The sequence below is a fragment of the Actinomadura sp. 9N215 genome, assembly GCF_044326345.1.
Taxonomy (GTDB): domain Bacteria; phylum Actinomycetota; class Actinomycetes; order Streptosporangiales; family Streptosporangiaceae; genus Spirillospora.
This window is the reverse complement of record NZ_JBIRBA010000023.1, coordinates 29,504-56,266: the sequence shown is the minus strand read 5'-3', so window position 1 is coordinate 56,266 and position 26,763 is coordinate 29,504. Positions and strand designations below refer to the sequence as shown.

Below are 26,763 nucleotides of genomic sequence, written 5' to 3'. Positions count from 1 at the left end.
AGCAGCGCCCGGCGCGCGGCCGTACCCCCTGGCGGGAACCCTCAGGAGAGCGCGCGGCGCGTCATGGGGAGGCGGCCACGGGTGAACGTCCCGACGCCGACCGCCGTGACGAGCGGGATGACCACGCCGAGGCCGATCAGCAGCGTCCACGGGACGTCGAGGATCGTGCCGTGGCCCGCGACGCCCGGCTGCCCGGGCTGGTTCGTGAGCGGCCGCGCCGCCGCGAGGCCGGGGACGACCCCGCCCGCGATGCCGAGCCAGCAGCCGAGCCCGGCGACGAACGCGGCCTGGCCCATCGTCAGCAGCCGCCGGGTCCCGGGCCGGGCGCCGACCGCGGCGAACGTCGCGAGGTCGGGCCTGGAGTCGGCCGCCGCCAGGCTCGTGGCGATCAGCGCGCCGCCGAGCGCCAGGACGCCCGCCACCGCCGCGAGCAGCGCCATGACCCCGCCGAACGTCCTGGTGAAGCCCCGCTCGACGTACACCTCGTCCTCGATGTCGTCGCCGAAGGCGCGCATCGTCCGCTCCAGCCGGGCCTGCTCGGCCTTCGTGACGCGGTGGTCGGCGCGGTCGACGCCGAACGCCTCCGTCCTGATCGGCATGCCGATCCTCTCCGCGACCTTCGGCGGGACGATGGCCCGCACGTGCGGATCGCCGCTCGCTGCGACGGCCGGCAGGCCCTCGATCCTCCTGGTCGTGCGCTGCACGGCGTCGTCCCACTCGAACACCGTGGCGGCGGTGGTCCCGCCGGCGGTCGGGCTCCCCCCAAAAAGGACGACCTTCCCGGCGTCCAGGGCGGACGTCACGGCGGGGTCGTCGCGGCCGAGCAGCATGCGCGCCTCGCGCGGGCCCCCGACCAGGTGGTCCAGGAGGTCGGTCATGACCTCCGGGTCCTCGCGGGCGACGAAGCTGAGGGCCGGGCACGCCGCGCCGTCGCCCGTGCAGTAACCGCCGGGCCCCGGCAGGGTCTTCAGGGAGAGGACGGGCACGCCGGGCAGGTCGCGCCGGATGGCCTGCTCCGCCGCGTCCGCGCCGGTCTGCGGGGCCCGGATCATCGTGGACCCCGCGGGCAGCCTCGCCTGGTACTCGATCTGTTCCTGCCGGAGGTCGCTGGCGCCCCCGATGGCCAGCGCGGTGATCCCGGCCACGGCCGCCATGATCGCGGCGACCGCGGGTGCGGTGCGGGCCCGGTTGCGGGCGCCGTCCCGGACGGCGAGGCGCAGCGGCAGCGGCAGGCGGGGCGCGAGCCGTCCGGCCGTCCCGACGATCCACGGGCAGGCCGCGACCAGCCCGGCGATGATCGCCGCCGCGCCGAACGCGGCGCCGAACTCGTTCAGGACCCGGACGCCGAGCAGGGACGCCGCCACGCCCGCGAGGACGAGCAGGCCACCGGCGATCGGCCAGCCGCGCCGCGCGCGTCCGGGCGGGTCGCGGCGGCCGGCGAGGGCGGCGACGACGTCCATCCGGGCGGCCTGCCGGGCGGGCAGCAGCGCAGCGAGCGCGCCGCTGCCCAACCCGAACAGCATCGTCACGGCGACCTGGGCCCACGGCATGCGGAACGGCCCGAGCGGCTCGTCCTGCACGGCCTCGACGATCGGCATCGCGACGGCCGCCGCGAGGGTCCCGAGCAGCGCTCCGGCCACCGCGGCGATCCCGCCGAGGAGGACGCCGGTCGCGAGGACGACCGCGCGCAGATGCCGCTCGGCGCCGCCCGACGCGGCGACGAGGGCGAGGTCGCGGCGGCGCCTGCGGGCGTCCACCACGAAGGCCGGCCCGGCCAGCAGGACGATCTCCAGCACGATCATCGTGATCGCCATCGCGGTGATCGCGCTCTCGGCGGCGCTCGGTCCGGGCGCGACGGCGCCCGGGGTGCCGGTCGCGGGCTCCTCGCCGGTCTTCGCCAGGACGGCGAGCGCGACGATGGCCGCGACCGGGAGCCCGATCATGCCCAGGACCAGGGACGTCCGGCCCTTCGAGCGCAGCGCGTCCTGCCGGGCCATGCGCAGGGCGAACCTGTAGGGAATTCCGGGGGGTGTGGGGGGTCGTCCCCCCACAAGGAAGCGGCGCGTCACGGCGCCTCCTGGAGGAGGGTCTCGGGGGTCGAGCGGCCCGGTGTGGCGTCGACGATCCGGCCGTCGCGCAGGAACACGACCCGGTCCGCCCAGGCGGCGTGCCTGGACTCGTGCGTGACCATCAGGCAGGACGCCCCCGCGTCGCAGCGGCCGCGCAGGACGCGCATGACGTCCTCGCCGGTGTGGCTGTCGAGCGCCCCGGTCGGCTCGTCGGCGAGGACGAGGCGGCGTTCGCCGATCAGCGCGCGGGCCATCGCGACGCGCTGCTGCTGGCCGCCGGACATCTCGTCCGGGAAGCGGTCGGCGAGCTCGTCGACGCCGACCTCCGCGAGCGCGTCCGCGGCCTCGCGGCGGGCCTGGCGGGCGCGGACGCCGTCGAGCTCGCGGGGCAGCATGACGTTCTCGGCGGCGGTCAGGCTCGGGATGAGGTTGAGGTCCTGGAACACGTAGCCGACGCCGCGGCGGCGCAGGGCGGAGCGTCCGGACCGGCCGAGCGCGCCCAAGTCGGCGCCGTCGAGGAGGACCCGTCCGGACGTGGGCATGTCGAGCCCGCCCGCGAGCGTCAGCAGCGTCGACTTGCCGGACCCGGACGGTCCCATCACGGCGACGAACTCCCCCGCCGCGACGTCCAGCGTCACGTCGCGGAGCGCGTGGACGAGGGCGGGCCCGGTCCCGTGGTCGCGGGAGACGTCCCGCATGGCGAGCAGGCTCATCGGCGCGCCTCCTGGTCGGTCGCCACGGGCCTGTGCACAGGCGCCGAAGGCGCGGCCCGGCCGACGTAGGACTCGCAGTGGTCGAGCCAGCGCACCTCGGCCTCCGCCTGGAAGATCATGGATTCGAGGACGAGCCGCCACGCCCGGTCGCCCTGCTCGGCCGGGACAGCGGGCGCGTCGGCTTTCAGGCGGGTGAGGTCCTGGAGGGCGCGGAGCGTGGCGGTGCGCTGGGTCTGGACGACCCGCGCGACGTCCACGCCGGGCGTGGTGACGGCCATCGCCAGCTTGATCGCGAGCTCGTCGCGGGGCCGGTCGGCGCGGACGATCGGGGTGGCGAACCACCGCCGCACGTCCTCCTCGCCGGCCGGGGTGATCCGGTAGACGAAGCGGCCCTCGGCGTCGGCGCCGACGCGGGTGACAAGGTCGTCGCGTTCGAGGCGGGACAGCGTGGAGTAGACCTGCCCGATGTTGAGCGGCCAGGTCGCGCCGGTGGACGACTCAAACTCGGCGCGCAGCTGGTAGCCGTAGCGGGGCCCCTGGGACAGCAGTGCCAGCAGGCCGTGACGGATCGACATGCCTGCCAAGTATGCATACCGCGTATCCCTAGGGCAATACCGAGTATGCATCCAGGGAGACACACCGGCGGGAATTCACTGTGCGCGACGGTACGGAGTCATAACGTGACCGTTGTTCCCGGCCGACCAGGAGAGACCGTGACCTCGGACTGCACCATCAGCGTCCTGCGCGACGTCCTGCGCGTCTACGACCACCGCTACCTGAGCCTCGACCGAGTCCAGCGCGAACGCCTCGTCGAGGGCACCCGCCGCGTCATCGGCGAGGAGGGCCTCAGCGACGTCGCGCGCGCCGCGATGCCCGCGTCCGTCCGGCTCAGGGCGTTCTGCATCCAGCACGGCCTGCGCGACGAGCTGGAGCGGCTGATCCGCGACGAGATCGAGGGCGGCCCGGCGGGCGCCGTCGTGGTCGGCGGGCGGATCTACGCCATGTACCCGTACCTGCGCGGCGTCCCCCGGCAGGACGCCGACATCACCACCGAGGTCGGCGTGGACCACCGCCTGGACGCCGTCACCTGGCAGAGCAGGAAGATCCGCATCCGCGGCTTCGCCGTCCTGCAGCGCGTCGAGACGAACCGGACGGCCGTGGACGTCATCCTGCGGGAACGGACGTCCGGCCGGGAGCACGGCTTCCTCGCCGAGCCGCGCCAGGAGGGCCACGGGGTGTTCGAGGCCGTCGCCGACCCGGCCGTCGTCGAGCCGGGACGCTGGGACGTGCACGTCACCGCGACGAGCCTCGGCGTGACGCGCGAGGCCCGCTTCGGGTCGGTCCGCGGCGACGGGCTGAAGACCGTCCAGCAGCGCCGCACCGCCGGCGCCAAGGACGTCACGGTCTACTTCACCAAGGGCGGCCACCTGGCGCTGGTCGTCGCCGACACCCAGGGCCGGACGCCGCTGCGCGCCAGGTTCCGCCGATTCCGCCGTTGAGCATGGCGTGTCGCCCTCATCGCGGGCCCGCATGTCGCGGCCCGCTAAAGGGCGACACGCCGGACGAGCGTTAGTCGTTGAGCCAGCTCATCATCGGACGGAGCTCGGCGCCCGTCTTCTCGATGGGGTGCTCGGCGAGCTCCTCGCGATACCGGCCGAACTGCTTCTGGCCGCCCTCGAACTCGTCCACCAGCTCCTTGGCGTACTGGCCGGACTGGATCTCGCCGAGGATCTTCTTCATCGCGGCCTTGGTCTCCGGCGTGATCACGCGCGAGCCGCGGCTGTAGCCGCCGTACTCGGCGTTGTCGGACACCGACCAGTACATCTTCGACACGCCGCCCTCGTACATCAGGTCGACGATCAGCTTCATCTCGTGCAGGACCTCGAAGTAGGCGACCTCCGGCTGGTAGCCGGCCTCGGTCAGCACCTCGAACCCCGTCTTGATCAGCTCGGAGACGCCGCCGCACAGCACCGTCTGCTCGCCGAACAGGTCGGTCTCGGTCTCCTCGGTGAACGTGGTCTTGATGCCGCCCGCGCGCAGCCCGCCGATCGCCTTGGCGTAGGAGAGGGCCAGCGGCCAGGCGTTGCCGGACGGGTCCCTCTCCACCGCCACGATCACCGGCACGCCGCGCCCGGCGACGAACTGGCGGCGGACGAGGTGCCCCGGGCCCTTCGGCGCGACCATCGCCACGTCCACGCCCTCCGGCGGCTGGACGAGGTCGTACCGGATGCTGAACCCGTGGCCGAAGAACAGCGCGTCGCCCTCGACCAGCGCCGGGCGGATGTCCTTCTCGAAGATCTCCCGGTGGTGGTGGTCCGGGGCCAGCAGCATGATCAGGTCGGCCTCCTCGGCCGCCTCCGCCGGGGTGACGACGCGCAGCCCCTCGCTCTCCGCGAGCTCCCGGCTGGCCGACCCCTCGCGGAGCCCGACCCGCACGTCGACGCCGGAGTCGCGCAGGGAGAGCGCGTGCGCGTGCCCCTGGCTGCCGTAACCGATGACCGCCACGTGCCGGCCCTGGATGACGCTCAGGTCGGCGGCGTCGTCGTAGAACATCTCAGCCACAGTGCTGCTGCCTTTCGTTGATTTCTGTGGGTTTGCTTGGGCGTGCGGGGGTCGCCCCCGCACGAGCTACGCGAGCCCGTACCAGCTACGCGAGCTGCGCGAACTGGGCGGGCTAGGCGCTGCGCTCGATGGCCCGCAGCGACCGGTCGGTGATGGACCGGGCGCCGCGGCCGATGGCCACCATGCCCGACTGCACCAGTTCCTTGATGCCGAACGGCTCCAGGACCTTGATGAACGCGTCCAGCTTGTCGCGGTTGCCGGTGGCCTCGATGGTGACGGCGTCCGGCGCGACGTCCACCACCTTGGCGCGGAACAGCTGGACGGTCTCCAGCACCTGCGAGCGCGTCTCGGCGTCCGCGCGCACCTTGACCAGCACCAGCTCGCGCTGGACGGACGCCGACGAGTCCAGCTCGACGATCTTCAGCACGTTGATCAGCTTGTTGAGCTGCTTGGTGACCTGTTCGAGCGGCAGGTCCTCGACGTTCACCACGATCGTCATCCGGGAGATCTCCGGGTGCTCGGTGGTGCCGACCGCGAGCGACTCGATGTTGAAGCCGCGCCGGGAGAACAGCGCCGCGACCCTGGCCAGGATGCCGGGCTTGTTCTCCACGAGCACCGACAAAGTGTGCAGGCTCATCGGGGTCAGTCTCCGTTCTCCCACTCGGGCGCCATGTCCCGCGCGATCTTGATGTCGTCGTTGGTGGTGCCGGCCGCGACCATCGGCCAGACCATGGCGTCCTTGTGCACCACGAAGTCGATCACGACGGGCGCGTCGTTGATCTCCATGGCCTTGGCGATGACCTCGTCCACGTCCTCGGCCTTCTCGCAGCGCAGGCCGACACAACCGTACGCCTCGGCGAGCTTCACGAAGTCGGGGATGCGCTTCGCGACGTGCCCGGACTCGGACTGAAGCGTCGTGTTGGAGTAGCGCCCGTCGTAGAACAGCGTCTGCCACTGCCGGACCATCCCGAGGTTCCCGTTGTTGATCACGGCGATCTTGACGGGGACGCCCTCGATCGCGCAGGTCGCGAGCTCCTGGTTGGTCATCTGGAAGCAGCCGTCGCCGTCGATGGCCCAGACCGTCGAGCCGGGCGCGCCGACCTTGGCGCCCATCGCGGCCGGGACGGCGTAGCCCATCGTCCCGGCCCCGCCGGAGTTCAGGAACGCGCCGGGTCGCTCGTACCTGATGAACTGCGCGGCCCACATCTGGTGCTGGCCGACGCCCGCGACGTAGTAGGCGTCCGGACCGGCGATTTTGCCGATGCGCTCGATGACGTACTGCGGCGACAGGGAGCCGTCGTCCGGCGTGTCGTAGCCCAGCGGGTACGTCGCGCGCCACGCCTCCAGCTGCCGCCACCAGGCGCCGTAGTCGCCCTTGCGCCCGGCCTCGTGCTCGTTCTGCACGGCGACGATCAGGTCGGCGATGACCTCGCGGGCGTCCCCGACGATCGGGACGTCGGCGTGCCGGTTCTTGGAGATCTCCGCCGGGTCGATGTCGGCGTGCACGATCCTGGCGCCGGTCGCGAAGCCGTCCAGCTTGCCGGTGACGCGGTCGTCGAACCGGGCGCCGAGCGCGACCAGCAGGTCGGACCGCTGCAGCGCGCCGACCGCGCCGACCGCGCCGTGCATGCCCGGCATGCCCATGTGCAGCGGGTGGCTGTCGGGCAGCGCGCCCTTGGCCATCAGCGTGGTGACGACGGGCGCGCCGGTCAGCTCGGCCAGCACCTTCAGCTCCGCGGACGCCCGGGCCTTCAGCACGCCGCCGCCCACGTACAGCACCGGCCGCTCGGCCTGGACGATCAGCCGCGCCGCCTCCCTGACCTGCTTGGAATGCGGGCGCGTGACGGGCCGGTATCCCGGAAGCTGCAACGGGACGGGCCACTCGAAGTTCACCGTGGCCTGGAGCGCGTCCTTCGCGATGTCGACGAGGACCGGTCCAGGACGGCCGGTGCCCGCGATGTGGAACGCCTCCGCGATCGTCCGGGCGATGTCGCCCGCCTTGGTCACCAGGAAGTTGTGCTTCGTGATCGGCATGGTGATGCCGGCGATGTCGGCCTCCTGGAAGCCGTCCGTCCCGATCAGCGACGACGCCACCTGGCCGGTGATCGCCACGATCGGCACCGAGTCCATGTAGGCGTCGGAGATCGCGGTGACGAGGTTGGTCGCGCCGGGCCCGCTGGTGGCCATGCACACGCCGACCTTGCCGGTCACCATCGCGTAGCCCTGGGCCGCGTGGCCGGCGCCCTGCTCGTGCCGGACGAGGATGTGGCGCAGCTTCGCGGAGTCGAAGATCGGATCGTAGGCCGGGAGGATCGCGCCGCCCGGAATGCCGAACACGGTGTCGACGCCGACGTTCTCCAGTGCGCGGACCAGCGCCTGGGCTCCCGTCATCTGCTCGGTCGTCATGATTCTGCGTTCCTTGGGGAGAGTGAATATCTCATCCGGCCGTTCCCAGGGGCCGTCACCGGTGCCGGTGACCGAGGATGAGGAGTTTTCGGGTCGGGGCTCGCCGGGCAACAAAAAACCCCCGCCGCCGTGAGGCGATCGAGGGGAGGCGCGCAGGTCGGAGAGCTCGGTCAGCCTGCGCGCCGACCAAGTACTACGAGAATGCCAAGGATGCTCTGCACGGGCCCCACTCTCGCCGATGTCAGGCCGCCGGTCAAATCCTTGGACAGTTTGTCTCACTATTTGAGACATGACGGGGAGGCGGTCAGCCTGGAAGGGGCAGCGGGACGTCACCGGAAAGCGTCCGGCCCTCCAGGTTCGTCCGCACCAGCGACTCGACCCGCTCCGCCGCCATCGGACGCGCCACGAGGAACCCCTGCCCGCGCGGGCAGCCCATCTCGCGCAGCAGTTCCAGCTGCTCGGGACGCTCGATGCCCTCCGCCACCACGGTCAGCCCGAGATCGCTGCCGAGCCGCACGATCGTCCGGGTGAGCAGGGTCAGGGTCTCGTCCGAGCCGAGGCCCGCCACGAACGACGGGTCGATCTTGATGATGTCCACGGGCAGCTGCCCGAGGTAGGCCAGCGACGCGTACCCGGTGCCGAAGTCGTCGATCGCGAGCCGGACGCCGAGGTCGCGCAGTTCCACCAGGCGCTCCACGTTCTGGCCCGCGTCCTCGACGAGGACCTCCTCCCGCACCTCGATCGTGAGCGCGTGCGGCGGCAGCCCGGTCTCCTCCAGCGCCGCCGCGACCGACTCCACGAACCGCGGCGCGGCGATCTGCCGGGCGGTGAAGTTCACCGACAGGCCCACGGCCCACGAGTCCCGGCGCCAGCGGGCGACCTCGCGGCACGCCTCGCGCAGCACCCAGCCGCCGAGCGGGACCATCAGGCCGGCCTCCTCCGCCGGGCCGATGAACTCCTCGGGCGGCACCGCCTCGCTCCCCCGCCACCAGCGCAGCAGCGCCTCCACGCCCGTCACCCGGGACGTCGCGAGGTCCACCACCGGCTGGAACTCGATCGCGAACTGCTCCTCCGCCAGCGCCCGCTGCAGGTCGCTGCCCAGTTCGAGCCGCCGGACGACGTCGGCGTGCATGTGCGGCGCGTACACCTCGACGCGCCCGCCGCCCGCCTCCTTCGCGCGCGCCATCGCCAGGTCGCCGTTGCGCATCAGGTCGGCGGCGGTGCGGCGGAGCCTGCGCCCCGCCTCCGAGGCGCCGCCCTTCCCGGCGCCGCCCGCCGGGGTCTCCTCGTCGCCGGCGAACGCGATGCCGACACTCGCCGTCAGCACGATCTGCTTGTCACCGACCTGATAAGGGTCGGCCGAAAGGACGCGCAGGAGGCGTCCGGCGAGCTCGACTGTGGCCCGTGTCTCACCCTCGTCCGGCGGGAGCTGGACGAGGACGGCGAACTCGTCGCCGCCCCAGCGCGCCACCGTGTCGTCGGCCAGGACGTTCGCGCGCAGCCTCCGCGCCGCCTGCGCCAGCACCTGGTCGCCCGCCGCGTGCCCGTCGGAGTCGTTCACCGCGGTGAAGCCGTCCAGGTCGACGAACACGACCGCGACCTCGCCGCCGGCCGGGTGCCGCGACAGCACCTCCCGGACGCGCTCCTCGAAGTAGGACCGGTTCGGCAGGCCCGTCAGGCCGTCGTGGAACGTCAGGTGCGCGACCTGCCGCTGCAGCGCCGCCTGCTCGCTGAGGTCGCGCGTCGTGACCAGCAGCCGCGCGGGCGCGCCGTCCGAGCCGCTGTACCGGGAGATCGTGGACTCGGTGGGCAGCCAGGTGCCGTCCGCCGCGCGCACCCGGCACGACACGCGCAGCGCGTCCTCGAACCCGTCGTGGAAGCCGTCGTGGAAGCCGTCCTGGAAGCCGTCGTGGCCGGGGTCGTCGTCGAGGAACTCGGTGAAGACGTCCTGGACGCGCGGCAGGTCCTCCGGGTGGATGAGCTCGCTCAGCGGACGTCCGAGCAGCTCGTCGGGCGCGTAGCGGTACGTGCGCAGCGCCCCGGCGCTGGCGTACTGGACGGTCGCGTCCATGTCGCAGATCAGCACCGCGTCGTTGATGCTCTCCGAGAGGGCGCGGAAATGCTCCTCGCCGGTCACCACGGCGCGGCGCAGCGCGTCGTTCTCCCGCAGCAGGCCCGCCAGCCGCGCGAGCAGCACCAGCGCCGCCGACCCCGCGGTGATCGAGACGCCGGGTTCGAGGCCGTTCTCCCCGGTGACCGAGTGGCCCGCGATGAACAGCCCCGCCGCGGCGGCGATCGCGGCGGGCGCGAGCCCGGGGCCGATCATGCGACCCGCGAGCGGTGCGGCCGCGTCCTCGGGGACGTCGTCGACGGGCAGGTCGTCGACGGGCAGGTCGGGCTCGGCGGCCGGACCGGTCCACGGCACGAGCAGCAGGAGCAGCAGCCCCGCGAGCCGCAGGATGTCGGACGGATCGTCGGCGGGCCCGCCGCCGTCCAGCCGCACGAACGTCGTCACGATGTCGGCGACCGCGATGGCGGTCAGCGCGCCGTACCCCATCCAGGCGAGCCGCCGGTGCCCGCGCGCCGCGCCGAGGACGAACGGCAGCGCCCCGCAGATGAACACGATGTCGATCAGCGGGTACAGCAGCTCCAGCAGGAACTCGGACGGCGTCTCGCCCGACCGGTGGTAGAGCGTGCCGAACAGCGCGACCCAGCCGAGGACGAACAGCGCGCACGCGCACACATATGTGTCGGCGGCGTAACGCAGCCATATCCCCGTGTCACGCGGCAGCCTGATCGGCGCCACGAGCCCGACGACCAGCGCCACCAAGGCGAAAAGGTAGAAAAGGTCGGGTACGGACAGCGAAAGGGCGCTGCGGACGTGACCGTCCGTCAGAGCGCTGCCGAGCGCGCCCACGAACCAGGACGCGGCGGCGATGCCGTACCACCGCCAGGACGTGCGCCAGACGCCGCCGGGCCCGCCGTCCGCAGGGGCGCCGTCCGGCAGCCGGGCCGACAGCAGCAGCGAGATCGCGGCGGCTCCCGCGGCGCCCACCTCCGCCCAGGCGATGAAGGCACGGCCGCCCCAGCCCAGCAGCGAGCCGGTGGCGTACAGCACACCGACGACCGCGGCCATGGCGACCGGCAGCGCACGCGGCGGCACCCGCCTGGCGTTATCGCCGCTCATCGCGCCGTGCCCTTCCTGCCCCGGTGGAGCTCTCGATCCCCGCACGCGCTGGACCACGCCAGGGGAGATGTCGGGTTCACGACCCTCACCGCACGGATAACGGCCGGAAGGTCCTGAATCGTGCCCCGCGCGGGATCGGCGCGGGCCGGTGGCGAACCACGCCGGCTTCGCCCGCCGGGAGATCAGCGACGTTGCTGCGGTACGGGATCACCGTGACGCTCAATGTACGTTCGGTAGGTCACGGAGCGATTGAGGCTCAGCCTCCTCCCGGCGACAAACGACCTCGTCGAATAACGGTTTGGGACGTCCGAAAGCCGCTCATTCCTGCTGCTCCGGCCTCGTCGGCATTACGCTGAGTGACCGCGTCCGGGAGACCGGGAGCGCATGGGAACGGCAGGTCCTTCGGATCCGTACTACCTACGGGAGGCGCTCATGCGACTGCACACGATCGTCCTGGCCACGGCCGCGGTGCTCCTTGCGGCCTGCTCGTCGGACTCGCCCGGGGAAGGCGGCGCGCACACCCCGCCGCCGCTGTCCGCCAGCGCTGCACCGCCGGGGACGGGCGGCGCGCCGGGCGAACCGCGCAAGGTCGCCACCGGGCTGAAGGTGCCGTGGGCGATGGCGTTCCTGCCCGGCGGCGACGCGCTCGTGACCGAACGCGACACCGGGAACCTCGTGCGCGTCACCCCGCGCGGCCAGTGGGAGCAGGTCGGCAAGGTCCCGGGCGTGGAACCCGGCGGCGAGGGCGGCCTGATGGGCATCGCCGTTTCCCCCGCCTACGCCACCGACCGCCTCATCTACCTGTACTACACGGCCGCGTCGGACAACCGTGTCGTCCGCGTCGTCTTCGACGGACGACGCCTCACCGCCGCGCCGCAGCCGATCGTCACCGGCATCCCGAAGGGCTTCAACCACAACGGCGGACGGCTGGCGTTCGGCCCCGACAAGATGCTCTACATCACCACCGGCGAGGTCGGCGACGAGGGCCTCTCCCAGGACAAGGACTCCCTCGGCGGCAAGATCCTCCGCGTCACCCCCGACGGGAAGCCCGCCCCCGGGAACCCGTTCGGCAACCGGGTGTGGACGTACGGGCACCGCAACGTCCAGGGCCTCGCCTGGGACGACAAGGGCCGCCTCTACGCCACCGAATTCGGCCAGAACCGCTTCGACGAGGTCAACCTCATCGAGAAGGGCAAGAACTACGGCTGGCCGGACGTCGAAGGGGTCGGCGACCGCGACGGGTTCACCGACCCCCTGCTCACCTGGTCGACCGGCGAGGCGTCGCCGTCCGGCCTCGCCTACGCGGGCGGGTCGCTGTGGGCCGCCGCGCTGCGCGGCGAGCGGCTCTGGCAGATCCCGCTCGACGACGGCAGGACGGGACGTCCGGTCGCCCTGCACACGTCCGAGTACGGTCGCCTCCGCGCGGCCGTGACGGCCCCCGACGGCTCCATCTGGGTCGCCACCAGCAACCACGACGGACGCGGCGACCCGGCGAAGGAGGACGACCGGATCATCAGCGTCCCCGTCCGCTGACCCTGACGCTGAAGCCCACGAGTCGGGACGTGCCGGGCTCGGCGCGTCAGGACGCGCCGAGCTTCTCCAGGATCAGCTCGCGGGCCCGTCCGGCGTCGGCCTGGCCGCGGGTCGCCTTCATGACGGCCCCGACCAGGGCTCCGGCGGCGGCGACCTTCCCGGCGCGGACCTTGTCGGCCACGTCCGCGTTGTCGGCGATCACCTGGTCGACGACGGACGCGAGCTCCCCCTCGTCGCTGACGACCTTGAGACCCCGCGCGGCGACGACCTCGTCCGGCGTGCCCTCCCCGGCGAGGACGCCCTCGAAGACCTTGCGGGCCAGCTTGTCGTTCAGCTCCCCCGCGGTGATCATCGCCTGGACGCGCGCGACCTGCTCGGGCGTGATCGGCAGGTCGGCCAGCTCGACGCCCTGCTCGGTGGCGTGCCGGGACAGCTGGTTCATCCACCACTTCCGCGCGGACGCCGCGTCGCCGCCGTGCGCGATCGTCGCCTCGATCAGGTCGACGGCGCCGGCGTTGACGACGTCGCGCAGTTCCAGGTCCGACAGGCTCCACTCCCGCTGGATGCGGCGGCGGCGCGCGGCCGGAAGCTCCGGAAGCGAGGCGCGGAGCTCGTCCACCCAGTCGCGGGACGGCGCCATCGGCACCAGGTCGGGCTCGGGGAAGTAGCGGTAGTCCTGCGCCTCCTCCTTGCTGCGTCCGCTGGTGGTGCGGCCCGTGTCCTCGTGGAAGTGCCGCGTCTCCTGGACGATGCGGCCGCCGTCCGACAGCACGCCCGCCTGCCGCTCGATCTCCGACCGGACGGCCCGCTCCACCGAGCGCAGCGAGTTCACGTTCTTCGTCTCGGTGCGCGTGCCCCACTCGGTCGCGCCGCGCGGCATGAGCGAGACGTTCACGTCGCAGCGCATCGAGCCCTGCTCCATGCGCACGTCCGACACGCCGAGCGACCGCACCAGCTCGCGCAGTTCCGTCGCGTAGGCGCGGGCCACCAGCGGCGCCTTGTCGCCGGTCGCGGGGATCGGCCTGGTCACGATCTCGACCAGCGGGATGCCCGCCCGGTTGTAGTCGACCAGCGAGTACTCGGCGCCGTGGATGCGGCCGGTCGAGCCGCCGACGTGCAGCGACTTGCCGGTGTCCTCCTCCATGTGGACGCGCTCGATCTCGATCCGGTACGTGTCGCCGTCGACGTCCACCTCCAGGTGGCCGTCCACGCAGAGCGGCTCGTCGTACTGCGAGATCTGGAAGTTCTTCGGCATGTCCGGATAGAAGTAGTTCTTCCGGGCGAACCGGCACCAGTCCACGATGTCGCAGTTCAGCGCGAGACCGATCTTGATGATGCCCTCGATCGCGGCATGGTTGGTGACGGGCAGCGCCCCGGGCAGCCCCAGGCACACCGGGCACACCTGCGTGTTCGGCTCGGCGCCGAACCCGGTCGGGCACCCGCAGAACATCTTCGACGCGGTGCCCAGCTCGATGTGCGTCTCGATGCCGAGGACGGGCTCGAACCGCGCCAGCGCCTCGTCGTAGTTCATCAAAGTCGGAGTGCTCACTTCGTCGCCTCCACCAGTTCCGGTGCCTTGGCCAGGAGGGGGCCGTTCCAGCGGTCTTCGAGGGCCCGCTCGACGGCGGCGCCGACGCGGTAGACGCGGTCGTCGCCGAGAACGGGCGCCATGATCTGCAGGCCGACCGGGAGGCCGTCGGACAGGCCGCACGGCACGGAGATCGCGGCGTTGCCGGTGAGGTTGGCCGGGATCGTGCACAGGTCGGCCAGGTACATCGCGATCGGGTCGTCGGCGCGCTCGCCGATCGGGAACGCGGTCGTCGGCGTGGTCGGCGAGACGAGCACGTCCACCTGCTCGAACGCGGCCTCGAAGTCGCGCTTGATGAGCGTGCGGACCTGCTGCGCCTTGCCGTAGTAGGCGTCGTAGTAGCCGGACGACAGCGCGTACGTGCCGAGCATGATCCGGCGCTTCACCTCGGGGCCGAAGCCCTCCGCGCGGGTCAGCGCCATGACCTCCTCGGCGCTGCGGGTGCCGTCGTCGCCGACGCGCAGGCCGTACCGCATCGCGTCGAAGCGCGCCAGGTTGGACGAGCACTCCGACGGCGCGATCAGGTAGTAGGCGGGCAGCGCGTACGTGAAGTGCGGGCAGGACACCTCGACGACCTTCGCGCCCAGGGATTCGAGGAGTTCCACCGCCTCGTTGAAGCGGGCCGACACGCCCGGCTGGTAGCCGTCGCCCGCGAACTCCTTGACGACGCCGACGCGCAGCCCGTTGACGTCGGCGCGGCGGGCCGCCTCCACGACCGGCGGGACGGCCTCGTCGATCGAGGTGGAGTCCATCTGGTCGTGGCCGCTGAACGCCTCGTGCAGGAGCGCCGCGTCCAGGACGTTGCGGGCGAACGGGCCCGGCGTGTCCAGCGACGACGCGAACGCGATCACGCCGTAGCGGGACGAGCCGCCGTAGGTCGGCTTCACACCGACGATCCCGGTGACGGAGGCGGGCTGCCGGATCGAGCCGCCCGTGTCGGTCCCGGTGGACAGCGGCGCCTCGTAGGCTGCGACCGCCGCCGACGACCCGCCGGACGAGCCGCCCGGGACGCGCTCCAGGTCCCACGGGTTGCGCGAGACGAAGTAGGCGCTGTTCTCGGTGGACGAGCCCATCGCGAACTCGTCCATGTTCGTCTTGCCGAGGATGACCAGGCCGGCGGCGCGGAGCCGGGCCGTCACGGTCGCGTCGTACGGCGGCCGCCACCCTTCGAGGATCCTGGATCCGGCGGTGGTGGGCATGTCCGCGGTGGTGAACACGTCCTTGTGCGCGACGGGGACGCCCGCGAGCGGGCCGAGGTCCTCGCCGGCGGCGCGGCGCTCGTCCACCTTGCGGGCCTGCGCCAGCGTCCTCTCGCGGTCGACGTGCAGGAACGCGTTGACCTGGCCGTCCACGGCGGCGATGCGGTCCAGGTGGGCCTCGGCCACCTCGACGGCGGACGCCTCACCGGCGGCGAGCAGTCTCCCGAGTTCCGCCGCGCTCTTCTTGACCAGCATCCCCGTCACGCCTCCTCGTCCAGGATCCGCGGGACGCGGAAGCGCTGCCCCTCGGCGGCGGGCGCCCCGGCGAGGGCCTGCTCGGGCGGCAGGCACGGGCGGACCTCGTCCTGCCGGTAGACGTTGGTCAGCGGGAGCGCGTGCGAGGTGGGCGGGATGTCCTCCGCGGCGACCTCCTGCACCCGCGCGACCGCGGAGATGATCTGGTCGAGCTGGGCGGCGAGATGGTCGAGCTCGTCGTCGCCGAGCGCCAGCCGGGACAGCCGGGCGAGATGCGACACCTCGTCACGGGTGATGGCGGACATGAGAAACAACCGTTCCTGCTATGGAGTGGGTTCACCGGCCATCCTATTGGCCTGCTAGCCCAGGGGGGCGACCCCCTGGAACCCCCGCCGCGAGCCGGTCGATCCTCACGCCACGGTGCGCGTCGCTGTGACCGTGCGGGTTCGCGGCGTGGCGCTGCGGTCGCCCGGCTCGGCGGGCATGCGCGCTGCGCTCGCAGCCCTCGCTCCGCGCGCCTGCCCGTGACCCCAGCTGAGGTCGGGTCCAAGGACGCCGAACTTGCTCGTCCAGGAATGCAGCTCCCTGGACGAGCCAAAACACCCCACCTGGACAGGACCCAAGCCGGGGCCACGGGTCGTGTGGCCGGAGGCGCCCAGCGCCGGAGGTCGCACGACCCGCCGGCCGGGGGGCCGTTTCGCGAGACGCGCCAGCGGCTCGGGAAACGGCTGCCCGGCCGTGACGGGGGTTCCAGGGGGTCGCCCCCCTGGGAGATCACGCCGCCGGTTCGGGGGCTCGCTGCAGGTGGCGGCGGAGCCAGTCGGTGGCCGTCTCGGCGTCCATGGGGCGGCCGAAGTGCCAGCCCTGGGCGGCGTCGCAGCCCATGTCGCGGAGCATCCGGGCGGTCACCGGGTCCTCGACGCCCTCGGCGACGGAGCGCAGCCCGAGGGTGCGGACGAGGTCGATGATGGACCGGACGATCACGGCGTCCTCGGGCGACTCGGCGAGCCGCCCCACGAACGACGAGTCGATCTTGACCTCCTCGACCGGGAGCCGGTTGAGCCGGACGAGGGAGGAGTAGCCGGTGCCGAAGTCGTCCAGGCTGAGCGGGATGCCGAGCTCGGCGAGCGCGCCGACGGTGTCGGAGGCGTAGGCGGGCTCGTTCATCAGGATCCGCTCGGTGATCTCCAGCTGGAGGGCGGCGGCGGGCAGGCCGCGGGCGAGCAGGCCCTCCTCGATCGTCTCGGTGAGGCCGGTGTCGAACAGGTCGCGTCCGGAGGCGTTCACAGCGACCTGGACGGTGAGGTCCTCGCGCCACCAGGCGGCGGCCTGCGCGAGCGCGGCCCCGACGACGTGGTGGGTGATCGAGCGCATCAGGTACGTCTGCTCGGCGACCGACAGGAACGCGGCGGGTTCGAGGATCCCCTTGTCGGGATGGCGCCAGCGCAGCAGCGCCTCCATGCCGACGAGCTGGCCGTCCCGCAGCGACACCTTCGGCTGGTAGAACAGCTCCAGCTCGGACCGGTCGATGGCGCGGCGCAGGTCGCCGAGCATGCTGAGCCGGGCCGGGGAGTTGCGGTCCTTGCGGGCGGAGTAGATCTCGACGCCGGAGCGTGCCTCCTTGGCGTTGTACATGGCGACGTCGGCGCGCTGCAGGAGCAGCTCGAAGTCGGGCGCGTGGTCGGGGAACAGCGCGATGCCGACGCTGCCCTCCAGGTCGAACGACATACCGTCCAGCCGGACGGGTTCGCTGAGCGCGGCGCGCAGGCGCGCGGCGACCTGGCGGGCGTCGGCCTCGTCGCGGACGGACGGCAGCAGCACCGCGAACTCGTCGCCGCCGAGCCGCGCCACGAGGTCGCCCGGGCGGACGCTGTGCGTGAGGCGGTGCGCGACGAGCTGCAGCAGGCGGTCGCCGGTGGGATGCCCGAGCGTGTCGTTGACCTCCTTGAACCGGTCGAGGTCGAGGAGGAACAGCCCGGCGCGGTGCTTCGGCGGGTCGGCGGACTTGCGGAGCCGCGGCCCGAATCCGGTGCGGGCCCCGAGCTTCCCGACGCTCCGCTTCTCCTTGCCGCCGATCTCCGCGCCGTTGTTCTCCGCGGCGCTGCTTTCCGTGCTGTTGTTCTCCGCGCCGCTGCTTTCCGTACCGTTGTTCTCCGGGTTGCCCTTCTTCCGGGCCCGTTTCTCCGCGTCGCGCTTCTCGGCGGCGCGTTTCTCCGCGCCCCGCGCTTCGGCGAGGGCCTCCTCCGTCCGGACGATCAGCAGCTTGCGGTTCGGGAGGCCGGTCAGCCCGTCGTGCAGGGCCTGGTGCTCGCGCCGCACGGACACCGACGCGTTCAGGTACACGGCGATGAACGGCAGGACGATCAGCGGGACGAAGGCGGCGGAGCGGTCCATGGCGATGACCATGAGCGGGGCCAGGCCGAGCAGCGCCAGGTGCACGAGGACCTGGTAGCCGAGGTCCCAGCGGAGCGCCTTGACCAGCGACACCCGCTCGTGCAGCGCGACGGCGGAGCCGACGAGCGTGTCGTTGCAGATGAAGTAGACGGTCCCGGCGAGCGCGATCGCGGGCAGGTCGGCGCCGTCCGGGACCCACAGGTTCGTGGGGGTGGCGAGGTCGCCGAACAGGGCGAGGACGAGCTGCGCGGCCGCGAGGCTGAGGGAGTACTGGGCGGCGTTGAAGGCGATGCGGTGCGGGGTGCGGCCGCGGAAGATCCCGCAGGTGATGACGGCGACGGCCTGGAGCGCGGCGGCGATCGGCAGCCCGGCGTACAGCAGCGCGGCGAACGAGAAGGTGGTGGACGTGGTCGCGCCGTTGTTCTCGGTGGAGCCCGGCGTGATGATCGGCCGGAGCTCGCCGAAGATGATGAAGCAGCCGAGGATCCAGAACACCGGCGTGCGGGCGAGCGCGTCCAGGTCGTCGCCGGTCAGCCCGGCGAACGCGACGGCGCAGGCGGTGACGCCCAGCAGGATGACGACGACGATGTAGATCCACAACGGGGAGCCACGGCGCGGCGCCGTGTTCCGTGTGTTGTTCGGGTCCTTCATCAACATCCTCGGGGGGCTCCGGGGGGCCGTCCCCCGGCACCGGGCGTCCCCGACCTCGGGGGACGCCCCCCGGGTGTTACGTCCGGAGATTCAGGTACAGGTCGTGATGAGAGGGAGGGTACGGCCTTTGCTCAACTTCGCGAAACCATTTGGGTACGTTCCGTTATGCCTGACCCCTACCCGCCCCTCACCGTTGGGTAGTTGAAGTGTACCCCTGAGTAATGCAAACCTGGTGGCGAGGCGTTGACCACGCGGCGTTATTCGTCGGCGCGGACGGTTACGCTCTTGGCCGCATCCGGCCCGTCGGCGAGGAGAACACGGAACCCTTCCTCCCCCAAGACCGGAACGCCCAATTTGACCGCTTTGTCGTATTTCGATCCGGGGCTGTCGCCCGCGACCACGAAGCCCGTCTTCTTCGACACCGACCCCGACACCTTGCCGCCGAGCCGCTGCACCGCCTCGGTCGCGGAGTCCCGGCTGAAGCCCTCAAGCGACCCGGTGATCACCACGGTCACGCCCGCCAGCGGACGCGGGCCCGCCGCGCCCTCGTCCTCCATCCGGACGCCCGCCGCCCGCCACTTCTCGACGATCTCGCGATGCCAGTCGACCTCGAACCACGCCCTGATCGACGCGGCGATCGTCGGGCCGACGCCGTCCACCGCCGCCAGCTCCTCCTCGGACGCGTTCGCGATCGCGTCCATCGAGCGCAGCTCGCGGGCCAGGTCCTGCGCGGCGGCCGGGCCCACATGCCGGATCGACAGCGCCACCAGCACCCGCCACAGCGGCTGCCGCTTCGCCTTCTCCAGCTCCTCGAAGAGGATCTCGACCGTCTTCTTCGGCTCGCCCTCCTTGTTCGCGAAGAACGACACGACCTTCTGCTCGCCGGTCTTCGGGTCGATCTTGGACGTGCCCGTCCGCTGGTCCAGGACGAGGCTCCTGATCGGCAGCAGCCGATCCACGGTCAGGTGGAACAGGTCGCCCTCGTTCTTGACCGGCGGGTCGGACGGCTCCAGCGGCTGCGTCAGCGCCGTCACCGCGACATAGCCGAGCGCCTCGATGTCGAGCGCGTTGCGGCTCGCCACGAAGAACAGCCGCTCGCGCAGCTGCGCGGGGCAGTACCGGGCGTTCGGGCACCGGATGTCGGCGTCGCCCTCCTTCTCGTACGCCAGCTCGGTGCCGCACTCCGGGCAGTGCGAGGGCATCGCGAACTCGCGCTCTGAGCCGTCCCGCAGCGCGGTCACCGGCGCGACGATCTCCGGGATCACGTCGCCTGCCTTGCGCAGCACGACCGTGTCGCCGATCAGCACGCCCTTGCGCTTCACCTCGCCCGCGTTGTGCAGCGTCGCGCGCTCGACCGTCGACCCGGCGACCTTCACCGGCTCCATCACGCCGTACGGGGTGACGCGGCCCGTCCGGCCCACGCCGACCTTGATGTCGAGCAGCCTGGTGTTGACCTCCTCCGGCGGGTACTTCCACGCGATCGCCCAGCGCGGCGCGCGGCTCGTCGACCCGAGCCGCCGCTGCAGCGAGAACTGGTCGACCTTGACGACGACCCCGTCGATCTCGTATGCGGTGCCGTGCCGGTTCTCGCCGTACCCGGCGATGTACTCGCGGACGGCGTCCATCCCGTCGAGGACCCGGTACCGGTCGCTGACCGGCAGCCCCCAGCCGCGCATCAGCTCGTACGCGCCGGACTGGCTCTCCGGCTGCGTCCCGCCCCGCCACGCGCCGAACCCGTGGACGAGCATGCCGAGCGGCCGGTGCGCCGTGATCCGCGGGTCCTTCTGGCGCAGCGAACCGGCGGCCGCGTTGCGCGGGTTGGCGAACGGCTCCTTGCCGGCCTCCACCTGCGCGGCGTTCACCTGCTCGAACCCGTCGACCGGGAGGAACACCTCGCCGCGGACCTCCAGGACGTCCGGCCAGCCGTCGCCCTCCAGCCGGGACGGGATGTCGGCGATGGTGCGGACGTTGTTGGTGACGTCCTCGCCGGTGCGCCCGTCGCCGCGCGTGACGCCGCGGACGAGGCGCCCGTCCTCGTACGTCAGCGCGATCGCCAGCCCGTCGATCTTCAGCTCGCACAGGTAGCCGGCGACCTTGCCGGCCTCCTTGACGACGCGGTCGTCCCAGGCGAGCAGCTCGTCCTCGGTCATCGCGTTGTCGAGGCTCTGCATCCGCTCCAGATGCCGGACGGTCGCGAAGTCGGTGACGATCGGCGAGCCGACCCGCTGCGTCGGCGAGCCGGGCGTGACCAGCTCCGGATGCCGCTCCTCCAGGTCGCGGATCTCGCGCATCCGGGCGTCGTACTCGGCGTCGGCGAGCGTCGGCTGATCGAGGACGTAGTAGCGGTAGTTGGCCTCGTCGATCTCCTGGCTCAGCTCCAGATGCCGCTGCCGCGCCTCAACCGGAACCCCGTCGTCGCTCATGCTCATGCCCCTATCATCGCCGTCGCCACCGACAATACGAGGGCCGCCGCGCCCCAGGTCAGTCCGCTGCTTCGTAGATCATCCGGGCCGTCTCGCGGCAGTGCTCCAGCGCGTCGCGGACGTAGCGGGGCGAGGCGCCCGCCATGCCGCACGCCGGGGTGATCACGACCTGGTCCGCCAGCCGGGCGGGCGGGAAGCCGAGCCGCCGCCACAGCGCCCGCACCGGTTCGGCGGTCGCCCGGAGGGACGGCAGGACGGTGTCCGTGGCGCGCACCGCGCCGAGGAGGAGGGCCGTCCCCGCGTCGATCGTCTCCCCCACGGCGTCCTCGTCGCGCCTCGGGACCAGGCTCAGATCGACGGAGATCGCCTTCGCGCCCGCGCCCCGCAGCAGCGCGTACGGGACGTTCCGCGCGCAGCAGTGGACGATCGGGAACGCGCCCGCCGCCTCGATCACCGTCCGGAGCGCCTCCTCCGCGACGGGCTCCTCGACGGCGCGCAGCCGCGAGAAGCCGCTGGCGGTCGGGACCGTCCCGGCCAGCGCGGCGGGCAGGCCGGGCTCGTCCAGCTGGAGCAGGATCTCGGCCGCCGGCAGGCGACGGCGGACGTCCGCGACGTGCGCGGCGACGCCCTCGGCGAGCGACGCCGCCAGGTCGCGGACGGCGCCCGGGTCCTTGAGCGCCCGGTCGCCGTGCCGCAGCTCGATCGTCGCGGCCAGCGTCCACGGCCCGCACACCTGGATCTTGAACGGGCCGTCGTGGCCGTCGGCGGCCTCCTCCAGGACGTCCAGGTCACGGGCCAGATGGTCGCGGGACCTGAGCGTGTCGAGGCCCGGACGGTCGGAGAACCGCCAGCCCGACGGCTCCAGGTGGATCGGCAGGTCGACCAGCAGCCCGGCCGTCCGTCCGGTGAGGTCGGCGCCGGGGCCGCGGGCGGGCAGCTCCGGCAGATGCGGCAACCCGGGCAGCTCCCCGAGCACGATCCGCAGCGCCTCCGCCGGGTCGTCGCCCGGATACGACCCGATCCCGGTGGCCGTCCCCGCCTGCCAGGGATAACTCGTCACGCCCGAAACCCTACCGGCGCGGCGATCACGTCAGCGCGGCGAACCGGTCGAGGTCGCGGAGCATGCCGTCCTCGGGCCCGGGATCGAGGTGGAACAGGACTTCGTCGACGCCCGCGGCCTCCAGCCGGGCGACGGCCTCCGGCTTCGCGGGCGTGGCGAACACCGTGACCCGCAGCGGGCGCCCGGCCCGTTCGCGCAGGTCGGCGACCTTCTGGGCGAGGTCGTCCGCGACGCGGTCGTGGACGGGCATCCACCCGTCGCCGAACTCCACCACCCGGTCGGCCGTCGTCGGCCCCGACCCGCCGATCATGACGGGCGGGTGCGGCTTCTGCACCGGCTTCGGATAGGAGTACACCGGGTCGAAGTCGACGAACTCGCCGTGGAACTCGGCCTCGTCCTTCGTCCACAGCTCCTTCACGGCGAGGACGCGTTCGCGCAGCAGCCGCATCCTGGTCTTCGGATCGGTGCCGTGGTTGCGCATCTCCTCCCGGTTCCAGCCCGCGCCGACGCCGAACACCGCCCGTCCGCCCGAGACCAGGTCGAGGGACGCGACCTCCTTCGCCAGCGTGATCGGATCCCGCTGGACGATCAGCACGACGCCCGTGCCGACCCGCAGCCGCGTCGTCGCCGTCGCGGCGGCCGTCAGGGTGACGAACGGGTCGAGCGTCCGGTAGTACATGCGCGCCAGCTCGCCGTCGCCCGACCCGTCCTGCGATTCGCGCTTCACCGGGATGTGGGTGTGCTCCGTGACGTACAGCGACGCGAACCCGCGCTCCTCAAGCGCCTGCCCGAGCGCGGCGGGCGCGAGCCCCTCATCGGTCACGAACGTCGAAACACCGAATTCCATAGCGTCCTCCTAGAGACGGGCCCTCCTGCACCCTAGGCGGGGACGCGGACCGTCACCCTAGGCGGGGACGCGGGGACGCGGACCGTCACCTAGGCGGGGACGCGGACCGTCTCGGCGATCGTCGCGGACGCGAGCACGCGGTCGCCGTCGTACAGGACGGCCGCCTGCCCCGACGCGACGCCGCGGGCAGGGCTGGACAGGCGGATGCGCAAGGCGTCGCCGTCCCGCTCGGCCGTGCAGCCGTAGACCTCGCCGTGCGCGCGCAGCTGGACATGGCAGCCGAACGGCCCCGCCGGGGCGTCGCTCAGCCACACCGGACGCTCACCGGTGATCTCGTGGACGTCCAGCGAATCGCGCGGCCCCACGGTCACCGTGTTCGTCACCGGGGAGATGTCCAGGACGTAGCGAGGCCGCCCGTCGGCCGCGGGCGTGCCGATCCGCAGGCCCTTGCGCTGCCCGATCGTGTAGGCGTAGGCGCCGTCGTGCCGTCCGACCTCGTTGCCGTCGGTGTCGACGATCGGTCCTGGCGCCTCGCCGAGCCGCTCGGCCAGGAAGCCGCGCGTGTCGCCGTCGGCGATGAAGCAGATGTCGTGGCTGTCGGGCTTGTCGGCCACCTGGAGCCCGCGCCGCTCCGCCTCCCGCCTGATGTCGGCCTTGGACGTGTCGCCGAGCGGGAACAGCGCGTGCGCGAGCTGCTCGGGCGTGCACACGGCCAGCACGTACGACTGGTCCTTGCCCGCGTCGACGCCGCGGCGCAGGACGCCGCCGTCCAGCCGGGCGTAGTGGCCGGTGCAGACGGCGTCGAAGCCCAGCGCCATGGCGCGGTCCAGCAGCGCCGCGAACTTGATCTTCTCGTTGCAGCGCAGGCACGGGTTCGGGGTGCGGCCCGCCGCGTACTCGCTGACGAAGTCCTCCACGACGTCCTGGTGGAAGCGCTCGGCGAGGTCCCACACGTAGAACGGGATGCCGATCACGTCGGCGGCGCGGCGGGCGTCCCTGGAGTCCTCCAGGGTGCAGCAGCCGCGGGCGCCCGACCGGTACGACTGAGGGTTGCTGGACAGGGCCATGTGGACGCCCGTGACCTCATGCCCGGCCTCGGCGGCGCGGGCGGCGGCCACGGCGGAGTCGACGCCGCCGGACATGGCGGCAAGTACGCGCAGAGCCATAACCCTTCGAGGGTACGCGCCGCGGCCCCCTCCCCCGCCATCGATTTCCCGACCCTGTGATCGTTCTCCAACCCGGGCGACCGCGACGACGGGAAGAGCGGAAGCTCACGTAGGGTTTACCGGGACGGGCATGGTCCCGCCGCACCGGCGGGCCCCGCGCCATCCCGGGCAATCCTCCAGCGACCTCATCGGCCCCGGTCATGAGGCGGTTCGGCCGCTTGACCACGACAAGGAAGAGACGACAGTTGGGAATCTTCCGTCGTCCGCGCGACGCGTCCGCCGTGACGCCGCCCGCGATCAGCGAGTTCTGGGAGTGGTGGGCGCAGGCCCGCCCGACGATCGAGGCGTCCCTGGCCGCCGGGCCCGACCGGCCCGAGGCCGAGACGCCCGGCGAGGGGCTGTCCGCGGACGCGATCGAGGAGCTGTCCCGCCGCATCCACAAGATCCACCCGGGGCTGCTGTGGGAGATCGGCGGCGCGGAGGACCGGGCCCCGTCCCTCACCGTGACCGGCGGTGGCAACCCCGAACTGCGCGGTATCACCGAACGCTGGGCGCGGTCCGCGCCGTCCGGCGCGGCGGCTGGCGGCTGGAGGTTCCACCCGGCGCGGCAGCCCGACCCGGAGATGCTCGGCCAGGACCTCATCCTCGGCGACCACGAGTTCGACCTGGAGTACGTCCGGCTCGGCATGCGCGCCGACACCGACCGCGCCCGCGTCCACCTCACCGCCTACCATCCCGACTTCCTGTTCGTCGCCGAGGAACAGCAGATGCAGGTCGCGGTGAACGTCCTGCACTGGGCGCTCGGCGAGGACGACGTCGCCCGCTGGGTCGGCGAGGTCTCCATCGCGACGGAGGCGCCGATCGACGCACTGCCGCCGTCGATGCTGCCGTCGGTCATCGAGCAGATCGCCGAGCCGTTCGCGGAGCCCGCCTGGCTGTCCGGCGAGGGCCGCACCCCGCGCGGCCACCCCGCCCACCTGGGCGCCCGGTTCCCGCTGCACCGCCAGGACTACCCGCTCTGCGACCTGCACGTGGCGATCAGCGTCCCGTACGCCAACAGCAACCCCGACCGGCTGCCCGTCGAGCCGTCGGCGGGCGCGCTGCGCGCCTTCGAGAAGAAGCTCGCCAAGCTCGGCGACCGCGCCGTCCTCGCCGTCCGCGAGACCGGCGACGGCCTCCGCGTCTTCCACCTGTACGCCGACCCCGACTCCGGCGTCATCTCCGAGCTCGACCAGCTCGCCGCCGCCTGGTCCGAGGGCAAGGCCAAGGTCGCCTCCACCAGCGACCCAGGCTGGAAGGCCCTAACTCCCTATCAGCCGTAACTCCCAGGGGGACGACCCCCTGGAACCCCCGTCACCGGTCGTGCGACCTCCGGGCGCTGGGCGCCCTCCGGCCGCACGACCCGTGGCCCCGGCTTGGGTCTGGGGCGGGAGGTTAGGTGAGGCCGGCTCGGCGGGCGCGGGCCACTGCGGGGCCTATCGCGTCGGCGAGGGCCTTGACGTCGGCCTCGGTGGACGTGTGGCCGAGGGTGAAGCGCAGCGAGCCGCGCGCGTGCTCGGCGGCGGAACCCATCGCGGTCAGGACGTGGCTGGGCTGGGACACGCCGGCGGAGCAGGCCGAACCGGTCGAGCAGGCGATGCCGCGCGCGTCCAGCAGCATGAGCAGCGCGTCGCCCTCGCAGCCGGGGAAGGAGAAGTGCGCGTTGCCGGGCAGGCGGTCGGCGGGGTCGCCGTTCAGGACCGCGTCGGGCACGGCGGCGCGGACGGCGTCGATCAGGCGGTCGCGCAGCTCGGCGAGCCGGTGCGCCTCGGCGTCGCGGCGCGCCGCCATGGTCTGGACGGCGGCGGCGAACCCGGCGATGGCGGGCGTGTCGAGCGTCCCGGACCGGACGTCGCGCTCCTGCCCGCCGCCGTGCAGCAGCGGCACCGGGTCGACGAAGGCGGGCGGCTTGGGCTTGGCGAGCAGCAGCGCGCCGACGCCGATGGGTCCGCCGAGCTTGTGCCCGGTGAGCGTGAGCGCCTGCGCGCCGCTCGCCGCGAACGAGACGGGCAGCGTCCCGGCGGCCTGGACGGCGTCGGTGTGCAGGGGGACGCCGTGCTCGCGGGCGGCGGCGGCCAGCTCGGCGACGGGCTGGACGGTGCCGACCTCGTTGTTGGCCCACATCACGCTCACGAGCGCGACGTCGTCGCCGCTGCCCAGCAACTCGCGGAGGGTCTCGGGACGGACGCGTCCCGTGCCGTCCACGGGGATCCAGTCGACGCGGGCGCCTTGGTGGTCGGCGAGCCACTGCGCCGAATCGAGGACGGCGTGGTGCTCGACGGCGCTCACCAGCACGCGGGTGCGGGCGGGACCGGCGGCGCGGCGGGCCCAGTAGAGGCCCTTGACGGCGAGGTTGTCGGCCTCGGTGCCGCCTGAGGTGAACACGACCTCGCTCGGACGGGCGTCGAACGCCTCCGCGATGATCTCGCGGGACTCCTCGACCACCCGGCGGGCGCGCCGTCCCGCCGCGTGCAGCGAGGACGGGTTTCCGAGCTCGCGGAGCTCCGCCGTCATCGCCGCGATGGCCTCGGGCAGCATCGGGGTGGTCGCCGCATGGTCGAGGTAGGTCACCACGCCGACAACAGTATCCGCGCCGCGGATGTTCCCCTCCGGGAGCCCGCCAGGACAGGGGATTCCGGACGTGGGAATACGGCCGGCCGCAGGCGGGTTG

19 protein-coding genes are annotated in these 26,763 nt (G+C 72.6%); 3 read left to right on the top strand and 16 right to left on the bottom strand.

All coding sequences use genetic code 11. The features are described 5' to 3' along the window. Positions 1 to 41: 41 nt before the first annotated feature. The 3 genes from ACH34T_RS31665 to ACH34T_RS31655 all read right to left on the bottom strand — a co-directional run bounded on the left by ACH34T_RS31665 (position 42) and on the right by ACH34T_RS31655 (position 3,357). A complete protein-coding gene (locus tag ACH34T_RS31665) occupies positions 42 to 1,997 on the bottom strand; it encodes an FtsX-like permease family protein (protein WP_396024607.1) in 1,956 nt (651 codons plus the stop codon). Positions 1,998 to 2,065: 68 nt separating this feature from the next. Further along, entirely contained in the window at positions 2,066 to 2,782 is a 717-nt protein-coding gene (locus ACH34T_RS31660; protein WP_396024606.1) for an ABC transporter ATP-binding protein, read from the bottom strand. Beyond that, positions 2,779 to 3,357, bottom strand: a complete 579-nt coding sequence (locus ACH34T_RS31655) for a PadR family transcriptional regulator (protein ID WP_396024605.1) — start codon at positions 3,355 to 3,357, stop codon at positions 2,779 to 2,781. Before ACH34T_RS31655 ends, ACH34T_RS31660 begins: the two co-directional genes overlap by 4 nt. Before the next feature lie 138 nt (positions 3,358 to 3,495). Here ACH34T_RS31655 and ACH34T_RS31650 point away from each other — a divergent pair, with 138 nt between their 5' ends. Further along, the gene (locus ACH34T_RS31650; protein ID WP_396024604.1) at positions 3,496 to 4,281 is read left to right on the top strand and encodes a hypothetical protein; all 786 of its coding nucleotides are present in this window, start codon (positions 3,496 to 3,498) and stop codon (positions 4,279 to 4,281) included. A 70-nt stretch (positions 4,282 to 4,351) separates the two neighbouring features. On the opposite strand, the gene ilvC is transcribed toward ACH34T_RS31650, so the two are convergent. From ilvC to ACH34T_RS31630, 4 genes are all read right to left on the bottom strand, one after another. After that, complete coding sequence (ilvC, locus tag ACH34T_RS31645; RefSeq protein ID WP_396024603.1) at positions 4,352 to 5,335, bottom strand: ketol-acid reductoisomerase; 984 nt, start codon at positions 5,333 to 5,335, stop codon at positions 4,352 to 4,354. A gap of 121 nt (positions 5,336 to 5,456) precedes the next feature. Beyond that, on the bottom strand, positions 5,457 to 5,981 hold the full coding sequence (gene ilvN, locus ACH34T_RS31640; RefSeq protein ID WP_328353170.1) for an acetolactate synthase small subunit: 525 nt from the start codon (positions 5,979 to 5,981) through the stop codon (positions 5,457 to 5,459). A 5-nt stretch (positions 5,982 to 5,986) separates the two neighbouring features. Further along, complete coding sequence (locus ACH34T_RS31635) at positions 5,987 to 8,041, bottom strand: acetolactate synthase large subunit (RefSeq protein WP_396024602.1); 2,055 nt, start codon at positions 8,039 to 8,041, stop codon at positions 5,987 to 5,989. 13 nt (positions 8,042 to 8,054) lie between these two features. Then, positions 8,055 to 10,937, bottom strand: a complete 2,883-nt coding sequence (locus tag ACH34T_RS31630) for a putative bifunctional diguanylate cyclase/phosphodiesterase (RefSeq protein WP_396024601.1) — start codon at positions 10,935 to 10,937, stop codon at positions 8,055 to 8,057. A 432-nt stretch (positions 10,938 to 11,369) separates the two neighbouring features. Between ACH34T_RS31630 and ACH34T_RS31625 the strand changes: the two genes are divergently transcribed. Beyond that, positions 11,370 to 12,470, top strand: a complete 1,101-nt coding sequence (locus ACH34T_RS31625) for a PQQ-dependent sugar dehydrogenase (protein ID WP_396024600.1) — start codon at positions 11,370 to 11,372, stop codon at positions 12,468 to 12,470. A gap of 46 nt (positions 12,471 to 12,516) precedes the next feature. Here the strand turns inward: ACH34T_RS31625 and gatB are convergent, their stop codons facing one another. The 8 genes from gatB to mnmA form a co-directional block, all read right to left on the bottom strand. Then, positions 12,517 to 14,001 (bottom strand): Asp-tRNA(Asn)/Glu-tRNA(Gln) amidotransferase subunit GatB, encoded by a 1,485-nt coding sequence (gene gatB, locus ACH34T_RS31620; RefSeq protein WP_396024709.1) that lies wholly within the window; start codon positions 13,999 to 14,001, stop codon positions 12,517 to 12,519. 14 nt (positions 14,002 to 14,015) lie between these two features. Continuing rightward, positions 14,016 to 15,512: an Asp-tRNA(Asn)/Glu-tRNA(Gln) amidotransferase subunit GatA gene (gene gatA / locus ACH34T_RS31615; protein ID WP_396024708.1), complete on the bottom strand. Its 1,497-nt coding sequence runs from the start codon at positions 15,510 to 15,512 to the stop codon at positions 14,016 to 14,018. Between the two features lie 5 nt (positions 15,513 to 15,517). Next, positions 15,518 to 15,817 (bottom strand): Asp-tRNA(Asn)/Glu-tRNA(Gln) amidotransferase subunit GatC, encoded by a 300-nt coding sequence (gene gatC, locus ACH34T_RS31610; RefSeq protein WP_396024599.1) that lies wholly within the window; start codon positions 15,815 to 15,817, stop codon positions 15,518 to 15,520. Between the two features lie 469 nt (positions 15,818 to 16,286). Next, positions 16,287 to 18,563, bottom strand: coding sequence for a putative bifunctional diguanylate cyclase/phosphodiesterase (locus ACH34T_RS31605; protein ID WP_396024598.1), 2,277 nt, complete (start codon positions 18,561 to 18,563; stop codon positions 16,287 to 16,289). A gap of 251 nt (positions 18,564 to 18,814) precedes the next feature. Further along, on the bottom strand, positions 18,815 to 20,986 hold the full coding sequence (gene ligA / locus ACH34T_RS31600; RefSeq protein WP_396024597.1) for an NAD-dependent DNA ligase LigA: 2,172 nt from the start codon (positions 20,984 to 20,986) through the stop codon (positions 18,815 to 18,817). Positions 20,987 to 21,038: 52 nt separating this feature from the next. Then, positions 21,039 to 22,040, bottom strand: coding sequence for a methionine synthase (locus ACH34T_RS31595; RefSeq protein WP_396024596.1), 1,002 nt, complete (start codon positions 22,038 to 22,040; stop codon positions 21,039 to 21,041). A 25-nt stretch (positions 22,041 to 22,065) separates the two neighbouring features. Next, the gene (locus ACH34T_RS31590) at positions 22,066 to 22,887 is read right to left on the bottom strand and encodes an LLM class F420-dependent oxidoreductase (RefSeq protein ID WP_396024595.1); all 822 of its coding nucleotides are present in this window, start codon (positions 22,885 to 22,887) and stop codon (positions 22,066 to 22,068) included. Positions 22,888 to 22,976: 89 nt separating this feature from the next. Further along, positions 22,977 to 24,053, bottom strand: coding sequence for a tRNA 2-thiouridine(34) synthase MnmA (mnmA, locus tag ACH34T_RS31585; protein WP_396024594.1), 1,077 nt, complete (start codon positions 24,051 to 24,053; stop codon positions 22,977 to 22,979). Between the two features lie 245 nt (positions 24,054 to 24,298). Between mnmA and ACH34T_RS31580 the strand changes: the two genes are divergently transcribed. Beyond that, on the top strand, positions 24,299 to 25,375 hold the full coding sequence (locus ACH34T_RS31580) for a DUF695 domain-containing protein (RefSeq protein WP_396024593.1): 1,077 nt from the start codon (positions 24,299 to 24,301) through the stop codon (positions 25,373 to 25,375). Between the two features lie 112 nt (positions 25,376 to 25,487). Here ACH34T_RS31580 and ACH34T_RS31575 read toward each other — a convergent pair whose 3' ends face one another. Beyond that, positions 25,488 to 26,663, bottom strand: coding sequence for a cysteine desulfurase family protein (locus tag ACH34T_RS31575; RefSeq protein ID WP_396024707.1), 1,176 nt, complete (start codon positions 26,661 to 26,663; stop codon positions 25,488 to 25,490). Positions 26,664 to 26,763: the final 100 nt, after the last annotated feature.